Source organism: Lactobacillus sp. UBA5813, assembly GCF_002417895.1.
Lineage (GTDB): Bacteria > Bacillota > Bacilli > Lactobacillales > Lactobacillaceae > Lactobacillus > Lactobacillus amylolyticus.
Genome location: NZ_DICZ01000038.1, coordinates 1 through 4614, shown reverse-complemented (window position 1 = coordinate 4614; position 4614 = coordinate 1). Strand labels below are relative to the sequence as shown.

Genomic DNA, 4614 nt, shown 5'->3' with positions numbered 1-4614 from the left:
CTGGTGCGCAAAAAGCAATTCCTTTTACGCCTTGTTCGACGTATTTTTCAACTACTTCATCCATCTTGGATAAAAATTTTTCTTTTTCTTGAGCAGTCTCGATCTTAGACTTATCAATGATTTCACCAGCATTATTCAGCTTAGCAAATTTAACATTGGTTCCGCCGATATCAACACTCAAATAATCCTTCATATAAACCACCTTTTCTTTGCGTAGCGCTTTCAGAAGTCATTTTATGGTTTATCAAGTGTCAAAAAAAGCGCAAAATTGATATTTTACTAAACTAAATATTGACCTTTTTTACCACAAAAAATTAATAGTCTTTTGCAAAACCTTGCCATTACTAGGCAAACTGCCATGATCAGCAGTAACTTCAAATTCCTGATAATTACGATCAGCCACCAAATATTTCAGCGATTTTGCAGAAGCTGTTTCAACAACACCGTCGCTTTGACTGCCAATATTGCCAAAAATATTGAGTACTTGGACCGAATGTTTTTGATAAATCTTGCGCACAGCTGGCATTTCACGATAGGTTTGATTCATCTTATTTGGTTTGCCATTTTGATCAAGCTTTAGTCCTTTCGGCTGACGAAAACCTGGCGGCAATTCTTTGAAATATGCACCATCATAGTGGCCGCCAAGACTGACCTCTTTGACTAGCCGCGGCATAGAAGATTTATTGCCATTTTGAATTTGGCAATAGATGATCGACATGTTGCCGAGCGAATAACCGATCATATTTACCTTATTGATATGATATTTCTTCTTCAAAGCTTTGACGACATTACTGGCATAAACGCCATTTCTTTTAAAGCTCGGTTGCACATTATCCTGATAATTTACCAAAATTAATGGATTCTTGGCATTTTTCTTGATCGTACCTATCAGTTTAACTTTGCCTTTCTTATCTACATTAGCCCTAGTCACGCTGGTAGTTATCCCCTGCTTTTTAGCAGCCTGGGCCAGTGGCTCTTCATTTTTATAGCTACCCATGAGCCCGTGAAAATACAAGGTTGGAGTATCTTTAAAAGTCGGTCGCAGTTCTGTTTTAGTTACGCTCGTCTTTTAGACAGTATTGCGATTTATACTGCACGCTGAAAGTATGCACATAAATATAAGTATTATTATTAATTTTATTTTCTTCATATAAGCAATTTTATTCTGTTTTCCCATTAAGCTCAATTTTAAGCTTCCGCTATAATAGATTTAGTAACACATTTTTACTTTTATGAGGCATCTCGATGAATTACCCTTACCAAAAAGAATTCAATCATTATTGCAAGCATGAGCGGCAAAAAGCTGACAGCACCATGTTAGTGGTAAATCGTTCTCTGACTGTTTTTTGGCAATATCTTGATCAAAGCGCCATTAATCAAGTACAGGCTTCTGATATCCAAAACTTTCTTAATAGTTTAGAAACAAAGCTAGGTCTTAAAGAAAACACCATCAATAAGTATCTAAGCCACATTAAACAATACTATACTTTTTTGTACAGCCATCATCTGGTTGATCAGTATCCGATAATTGAAGTCAATGGTCGCAAATTTAATCGTCATCGCGTCTACATTATTAATTGGATGAGTCATTTGCCCGAAATTGCACAAATTAAAAGCATTCATCCTGAAACGATCATGATGATGCTGGGAATCGCCCAAGGTTATCTTCCCGATGAGGTGCTGCGCTTACGCTACAAAACAATTATTAAAAAGATTGAAAGCAAAAGTTTACGAAAGTATGTAAAAGAGCACCGTAATTTTGACCTTTCAGATAATCCCTATATTTTAGGTAAAAAATTCGGTGGCTATTATCCAAATGATTTTCATATTGCTGAACGCTGTTTTCCCGACCGTAAATTGATCGGAATGCCTATTACCTTGCAAAGCCTTCGTTTAAGTTTTGTTTATTCCCTTTTAACCAGAAAAGATTTAACTGACCAGCAGCTTGAGCAATTATTGCATGCTAATGACAAAACGCTTTTTTATTACCGCAGGAACATGCAGCTTTACAATGAACTGGTCGAGTTCAAACTACCATCAACAGCTAACAATTGATGTTCTTCATAGGTGGATAAATATTTTTATCTGCTTATGTGCATTAAGAAATATAATTATATTTATAATAATAAATAATTTGAGTAAAAAATAAGTGCTTGATCGCAAGATCAAACACTTATTTTTCATTATACAGTTTTTTAATCATCTGAATATCAATCGGTTGAATTGAATATGCGTGGTTAGGATCAATAATCGGATTCATAACTGAAGGACCAGCATCATAATGATTTAATCCAATTGAATGTCCTAATTCGTGCTCAGCTACATCGACTTTTATTTTATAGTCAACCTGATTTAAAAAGTAATCATTCAAATGAATGGTTGAATAAGCTTTGCTTTGGGTTATATGCCCTTGCTCTTCACCAGCCCAACCTGTATTACCATAATCGACATTGCTGATTATGATAAAAGCATTTTTCGTACTGCCAACGATATTTAATTTTACCGTTTTGGTATTGTTCCAAGCATTGATTGCGTCAATCGTTGGTTGATAATCTGGCGATGATTTCGAAATTGCTATATATACGTTAGCCCAAGGGATTAAGTGATGAACTGCAACCTTTTTCCTGCGAAGCTTGCGTTTAGTCGACTTGGCTTGTTTTTTAGTTTTTGATTTTGTCTTTGCCTTTGTCTTCTTAGTCTTATGCTTAGCCGCTTGTACGATATTAGGCGTCGTAATTTCAGGTGCATTGACACTAAAGGCACCAAGCAGCATTGTGAGGATTATCAGCTTTTTAAATATCTTCTTCATAAGCATGCTTCCTATTCAACTATTTTGTTTACCCGTAATTACCTCTCATTATCTAGAAGCAAAGCACCTTTTGCAAGTGCTTATTACTTTTTATAATAGCTTTTTTCTTTTTCAAAAAAGTGAGATAATAGCCGCAAATTAAGATTCGGAGGGATAGATTATGGGAATCTTTATTACAATAATTGTTGTTTTAATCCTTATTTATTTCTTTGCTGGACTGAGAATCGTTCCGCAGAACTATGTAGGATTAATTGAAACGCTAGGTAAGTATTCACGCACTGTTAAGGCTGGTTTGGTCTTTATTTGGCCGATCTTTCAAAGAGTACGCAAGGTAAGTTTAGCTTTGCAGCCTTTGGAAATTTCAAAATATAGTATTATCACCAAAGATAACGCTGAAATCACAACTAGTTTAACCTTGAACTACTTGGTTACTGATGCTTTTCGCTACTTTTACAACAACACCGATTCTGTTGAATCAATGGTACAGTTGATCCGTGGTCATTTGCGTGACATTATCGGGCGAATGGAATTAAACGAAGCTTTGGGTTCAACTAGTGAGATTAACACTGAATTATCTAAAGCAATTGGTGATTTAACGGATGTTTACGGTATTCGTGTTGTCAGAGTCAATGTTGATGAATTATTACCAAGCCCTGAAATTCAAAAGGCCATGGACAAGCAATTAACTGCCGATCGTGAAAAAACAGCATCCATCGCTAAGGCTGAAGGTGAAGCCCGCAACATTGAGTTGACTACTAAAGCTAAAAACGAGGCTTTAGTTGCAACTGCTAAAGCTAATGCGGAAGCAGTCAGAACCCAAGCTGATGCTGATGCTTATCGAATTGATAAATTGCAAAATGCATTGGACAAAGCAGGTGAAGGTTACTTCAGAAATCAAAGTTTGGATACCTTTAATCAGTTAGCCAATGGTGCAAATAATTTAGTTGTTTTGGACAAAGATGATATGTCTGATTTAGGAAAAATTCCAGCAGCAAAAAAAATCTGGGATAAAAGCAATAACTAATAATTTATAAAGGCCATATAGCTCATAAACCGGGCTATATGGACTTTTTTGTGCAGATATATTTCAGCTTATATTTATACTTGTTTTTATCTTTCTATTTATAATATTCAGTATCTAATTATTTATATGTAATAATACATTTATCTTTATGCTTCCAAATGCCGTAGTTTAATTCAAATTAACCTAAATATAATGTACTTTATATTTAGATTTATACTTATTATTGTAAAAAGAAATATTCTTACGAGGATATTTAGGCCTACATTTATCTTTATGCATTTTTTTATAAAAATTAAAAGCAAAAGCTCCAATCGAAGTCGTCTATTAATAAATTTTAATATCGACGACCTTTTTTGGAGCTTTTTTAAATTTATCTATGCAATGATATGAATATTTATTTTTATCTTTATTTGTATCTTTTTACTTATATTTAATTATACACATATTATTCTAGATATTTTTATCATAATACTTATAAGGTTTTTTATATTTATCTATTATATTTTATACATAAAAAAGAGCTATAGATCGGCTTTTTTGAAACTGTCAAATCTTTTGTGTAAGTAGATCTTTCTCATAGATTGCTTTTTTATTATTTATTTAATCCAAGTTCGCTTCTAAGGTGTCCTTAACCTGACCAAAGCCTTTGTGAATTCGGTTGTCGTAGCGGTCATTGTAACTCATTGCTTGGATGCCAATGAAAGTATCAAGCGCCTGTTCAGTCGGATACTCTGCTTTGGGATTAGCCTTCCGCTTAATGTCGTTGTTGCCAGACTGACTC

At 34.3% G+C, this 4614-nt stretch carries 4 protein-coding genes and 2 pseudogenes; 2 read left to right on the top strand and 4 right to left on the bottom strand.

What is annotated here, in order from left to right; translation table 11 throughout:
* Both B2008_RS06930 and B2008_RS06925 read right to left on the bottom strand, forming a co-directional pair.
* Window positions 1-193 (bottom strand): annotated as a pseudogene (locus B2008_RS06930) (ROK family protein); the annotation flags it as partial.
* Window positions 194-301: 108 nt separating this feature from the next.
* Entirely contained in the window at window positions 302-1045 is a 744-nt protein-coding gene (locus B2008_RS06925) for an alpha/beta hydrolase (protein ID WP_281828606.1), read from the bottom strand.
* Window positions 1046-1245: 200 nt separating this feature from the next.
* On the opposite strand from B2008_RS06925, the gene B2008_RS06920 reads away from it, so the two are divergent.
* Window positions 1246-2055 carry a site-specific integrase gene (locus B2008_RS06920; RefSeq protein WP_281828601.1) on the top strand — a complete coding sequence of 270 codons (810 nt, stop codon included), beginning with the start codon at window positions 1246-1248 and terminating at the stop codon, window positions 2053-2055.
* Between the two features lie 118 nt (window positions 2056-2173).
* Here B2008_RS06920 and B2008_RS06915 read toward each other — a convergent pair whose 3' ends face one another.
* Entirely contained in the window at window positions 2174-2809 is a 636-nt protein-coding gene (locus B2008_RS06915; protein WP_281828603.1) for a M57 family metalloprotease, read from the bottom strand.
* A 160-nt stretch (window positions 2810-2969) separates the two neighbouring features.
* Between B2008_RS06915 and B2008_RS06910 the strand changes: the two genes are divergently transcribed.
* Window positions 2970-3833, top strand: a complete 864-nt coding sequence (locus B2008_RS06910; RefSeq protein ID WP_281828604.1) for an SPFH domain-containing protein — start codon at window positions 2970-2972, stop codon at window positions 3831-3833.
* 600 nt (window positions 3834-4433) lie between these two features.
* Here B2008_RS06910 and B2008_RS06905 read toward each other — a convergent pair.
* Window positions 4434-4614, bottom strand: a pseudogene (locus B2008_RS06905) (IS256 family transposase); the annotation flags it as partial.